Here is a 4,935-nt window from a genome sequence, read left to right on the forward strand (position 1 = left end):
GGCCGCCGGGTCAGCGCTTGCGGGCGATCAGCTGGTCCGCCGCCTTGGCCGCCGCGTTCAGCGCGTCCTCGGGGCTCTTCTTGCCGAGCAGCGCGGCCTGGATCTCCGGCGCGAGGACACCCATCACATCCCGGGCCGCCTTGTTCAGCGGGCCGACCTGGGTGTTGTCGAGCACCTTGGCGGTCGCTTCCTGCCGCGCGTCGCCCGGGTAGAGATCGGCGGCACCGGCACGCGGCGGGAAGTAGCCGTTCGGCTTCTGGAGTCCGGCGCTGTTCTGCTCCTGGGCGACGAACGACACCCACTTGCCCGCGTCGGAGGTGTTGCCTCCCTTGAAGACGGCGAGCGTGCCGACCGTCCCGTACGCGGCGGTCCGCTCACCGGTCAGCGGGGGCTTCACCACGATGTTGTCCTTGCCCCAGAAGGGCTCGACCTCGCCCGCGGTGTGCTGCCAGGTGCAGGCCACCTTGTTTTTGGCGAGATCGGTCTGCTCGATCTTGGGGGTCGTGGTGACCAGGTCCTTCGGCGCCCAGCCCTTGTCGATGTACGTCTTCAGCCAGGACAGCGCCTTGACCCCGGCCTCGCTGTTGAAGGCGGCCTTCTTGCCCTCCTTGTCGAAGACATCACCGCCCGCCTGCCAGAGCAGCGGGTAGAACGTCATGTTGAGCGTGGCGGTGGTGTCGCCGCTGTAGCTGGTGGCGTAGTAGCCCTTGGCCTTCAGCTGGGGGGCCAGCGCGCTCAGATCCTCCCAGGTGGTGGGGTACTTGTCGGCGAGCCCGGCGGCGTCGAAGACCTTCTTGTCGCAGAGCAGCGGATACGCCGACATCAGCACCGGGGTGGCCTGCGCCTTGCCGTCGATGGTGACCGCGTCACGGGCCGCCGGGCGCAGCGCCTCCCGGTCGGCGGACGACAGATAGTCATCGGCGGGGACGATGTTCTTCTGGTAGGCGGCGAGCTGGTCGGGGATCAGATACGCCACATCGGGGCCCTTGTTCGCGGCGAGCGCGGTGGCGAGGGCGGTGTCCCGGTTGGCCCACGGGTAGGTGGAGACCTTGACCTTGATGTCGGGGTTGGTCTTCTTGAACTCCTTCACCAGACCGTCCCAGTACGCCTGGTTGGCCTTTTCGTCGCCGATGACCGGATACACCCAGGTGTTGACGGTGCCGCCGCCCGAGCCGCCGTCGTCCGAGCCGCAGGCGGTGAGCGCGGCGACGGTGGACAGGGCCACGGCGGTGCAGGCGATCGTTCTGCTGATTCTCATGGTGATCGTTCTCCTGGAGAGGGTTCGCGGAAAAGCTGTTGGGGGCGGTACGAGGAGGCGTCGGCCGGGGGCACCGGGCTCGGCCGTCCCCCTGTCGGGGCGTCAGCCGGCGGGCACCGGCTCGACCGTCCCCCGGGTCCGGGACCGCTCGGCGGCGAAGGCGGCCAGATGACTGCTGAGGGACTCGGCGGGCCCTGAGCGGATGTGCGAGCGGTCACCGGTGGCGAGCGCGGTGACGAACGACTCGATCAGTACGGTGTCGCCGCCGCCGTGGCCATCGGCCGCGTTGGAGCCGGTGGCCGCCGTCTCGCGCACGGTCACGCTGTCGTCGCGGAAGTCATGGACGGTGACCCGCTCGCCGTCGCCGCGCAGCCAGCCGTGGCTGCCGAAGAGCCGGGTCTGCCGGTGGGTCTGCTCGGTGAACGCGGTCATGGTGAAGGTGCCGGTGAGCCCGCCGGACAGCCGCATCGCCACCACCTGGTTGTCCACCACGTCGTTGTCGCCGCGGTAGACACACCGCCCGTACGGGCCCGAGCGCAGCGCCTCGGTGAGGACGGCCTCGTCATCGGGGCCGTGGGCCCGGTCGGTCACATGGCTGATCGGCCACTGGCCCCCGGTGCGGCGCAGCGCCGGGTAGTAGAGCTTGCGCGCCGAGTACGGGCAGCCGTTCTCGATCTCCGCCGGGCAGGTGAGGCAGTTGTCGGTCGAGCCGTCGGGCGCGTTCTCGGGACGGAAGTGGGCCAGCGAACCGAAACTGGCGACCGTCTCGATCCGGCGGCCCGTCACATAGGTGAGCCAGTCCAGGTCATGGCTGGACTTGGCCAGGATCATCGGCGACGAACCGTCCTCGCGCCGCCAGGGGCCCCGGACATAGCTGTGGGCGTAGTGCCACCAGCCGACCGGTTCCAGATGCTCGACCCCGGTGAGGGCGCCGAGTACACCGCTGTCGACCACGCTCTTGACCAGGTCGGTGTAGGGCGTGTAGCGCAGCACATGGCAGACGGCGAACGGCACACCGGCCGCGCGTACGCCCTCGACGAGGGTGCGGCACTCGTCCTCGGTGGGGGCGAGCGGCTTTTCCGTCATGATCGCGTAGCCCGCCCGCGCCAGTGCCGTGACGGGTTCCACATGGTCGCGGTCCTGGGTGCAGACGAGTACGCCGTCGGCGACGCGCGCACCGGCAGGTCCGGCCGCGAGCAGCTCGCGCCAGTCGCCGTACTCGGCGACCGGCCCGGCGGCGCGGGCACGGGCCCGCTCCCGGGCACGCGGGTCGGGATCGGCCACGGCGGTCAGCCGGACGCGATCGGGGTGGTCATGGATCCAGTCGACATAGGTGAGGCCCCGGTTGCCGGCGCCGACGAGGGCGATCCGGACGGGCCCCGCCACGGGGGCGGCGGGCGGGCTGGCGGCAGAAGACAAGGTGAGGTCCACGGGTGCTGGAGGTGTGGGTTCGGGGCCGGTGGTACGCCCCGGTGCTGTCGCCGGGGCGGTCCGGGCGGCTAGGCGAGCAGCAGATTGCCGCTCTCGTGCCGTACGCGGTCGCCCTCGGGCGGCATCGCCGTCCTGGTGGTGCCGTCCTCGACGCATCCGCTGTGCAGCAGATGACCGGCTCCGGCGAAGGCTCCGGGGGCGAGTTCGAGCCGCCCTCCGGTGAAGGAGGAGGCGGACGCCTGATAGCGGTTCGGACCGTCCGTGATCTTCAGATGCGCGGTGCCTGCGACGGTGGTCTCGCCGTGGAAGCCGTCGAGCCGCCAGCTCACCGTACGGTCGCCGCCGGTCCGCCCGAGCAGTGCGCCCGCGCTGTTGGTGCCGGTGAACCGGGCGCCGCCGTCCAGCCGGATCGACTGGTCACGGGACGCGTTCAGGGTGAACCCGGTGTTCTGGTACCGGCCGCCGTGGACGGTGGTCGCGGGGTGCGCCAGGGTGCTGGGCGCGGCCTCGCCGGAGGCGCCGGTGAAGTCGCAGCGGTCGAGCACCAGGGCGCCGGTGCCCTTGAACGCGGCGCCGTCGAGCCCGGTGAGGGCGACCCGCTCCAGATGGAGATCGGCGGACACGTTGTCCTGGGTCACCACCGAGCCCTTGCCCTGATGGAACGCGGAGTCGGCGATGACATTGGGGCGCTTCGACCGCTTGGACGACTGGGTGACCACCAGCGGGCCCGACGCGGTGCAGCCACGGAGCTGAACGCCGTCGGCGTTCACCCACAGCATCCCCGAACCGGCCTGGGCGTTGCCGATGACCTGCATGTCCTCCAGCGTCAGATCGGTGATCTTCACCCGGGCGACAAACCAGGAACAGACGTGTTTGCGCACGGTGATCCGCTTGGCCACCGACCCCCAGGCGGCACCGGAGTTGGCGAAGGTCATCAGCCCGGAGTTGCCGGTGTAGACGAGATCGTGCTCGAACTGGCCGTGGGTGACAAAGGGGCCCTGGTCGTCGCCGTCGCCGTGGCAGTTGGTCACATAGCCGTACGCGGACGCCGTCCAGTCGTTCAGATGGCGGGCGTTGGCGGCGTGACAGTCCTCGACATGCCCGTACAGACAGTAGATCTGCTGGGTGAGATAGCCCGCGCCGCCCCAGGTGACCGACGCGGGGTTGCGCAACTGGCACTGGTACGTGTGGAAGTAGGTGCACCAGCGGCGCATCACCACCGGCCAGAAGCTGCCGGTCGAGTCGATGCCGGAGACATCGCAGGACACGGCGTACTCATACGCGACGGGGTGGGAGCCGGTGTACTGGTCACCGTCCGGCACACCCTCGAAGACCATATTGCGGACATGGCAGCGCTCGACCGGCTCGACGCGGGTCCAGCGGAAGGTGCGGCCCGCCGCCAGCTCCCAGCCGATCTTGTAGTTGACCCGGATACGCTTCCCGTCCACCCGCTGGGTCACCTGGACCAGCCGCTGGACCTCCTTCTCGTACTTTCCGCCGCCCTTGACCGCGTCGATCTCGACCGCCCACCACTGGCCGACGGTGAAGGCGCCCGAGTCCGGCACCTCGAACACATCCGCCAGATCGGGCATCGGGGCCGACAGGGTCGCGGTGACGGTGTCGTCGGTGGTCTTCCCACGGAAGTAGAGGACGGCGCCGAACGGGTTGTCGGCGGTGTTGCGCTCGATGCCGGTGGTACGGACCCGGTGGCCGCCGAAGTCCAGCTCGATGCCGGAGCGGGTGACGGTGTGCCGCTTGGTGAACAGCAGATCCGTATGGGCCTCGATCCGGTGGACCGAGGGGTCGCCCACCATGGCGTCGAGCGCCGCGTCGGCCGGCTCGCCGTCGTCGAAGTGACCGAACGAGCGGAAGTCCAGAACCCCTTCGTGCAGCCGCAGCCATCTGCCCCGGCCGGTGGCCCCGGCGGGTGCGATGACCGTGCCGCCGTTGTCCCGGGCCGTGGCGGACGCGTCCCAGCGGACGGTCATCCCCCCGCCGTCGCCCGGCCGCCGGTACCCGGCGACCAGCGCCGTCTCCCCGTCGTCGAGCTTGCGGGGCGCGAGAGCGCGCAGGGCGGCCACCTGGGCCACGGTGCGGATCCGCGCGGAGTCCCCGGCCGGTTTGGCGTACGCGCCGGTCGTACCGGCGGCCGTGGCGGCGACCAGCAGACCGCCGATGCCGCCCGCGCGCAGCAGATTGCGGCGTCGGGTCGATTCCTCGGGAGGGGGGCCGGCGGTGCCGGCGGT

At 70.7% G+C, this 4,935-nt stretch carries 3 protein-coding genes; all 3 read right to left on the bottom strand.

Annotated elements, in window-relative coordinates; translation table 11 throughout:
- Positions 1-10 precede the first annotated feature (10 nt).
- Positions 11-1,258, bottom strand: a complete 1,248-nt coding sequence (locus tag ACWF94_RS33355; RefSeq protein WP_453497203.1) for an extracellular solute-binding protein — start codon at positions 1,256-1,258, stop codon at positions 11-13.
- A gap of 102 nt (positions 1,259-1,360) precedes the next feature.
- The gene (locus ACWF94_RS33360) at positions 1,361-2,677 is read right to left on the bottom strand and encodes a Gfo/Idh/MocA family protein (protein ID WP_453497206.1); all 1,317 of its coding nucleotides are present in this window, start codon (positions 2,675-2,677) and stop codon (positions 1,361-1,363) included.
- An 80-nt stretch (positions 2,678-2,757) separates the two neighbouring features.
- The gene (locus tag ACWF94_RS33365) at positions 2,758-4,566 is read right to left on the bottom strand and encodes a peptidase C14 (RefSeq protein WP_453497209.1); all 1,809 of its coding nucleotides are present in this window, start codon (positions 4,564-4,566) and stop codon (positions 2,758-2,760) included.
- Positions 4,567-4,935: the final 369 nt, after the last annotated feature.

Source organism: Streptomyces sp. NPDC055078, from assembly GCF_053607985.1.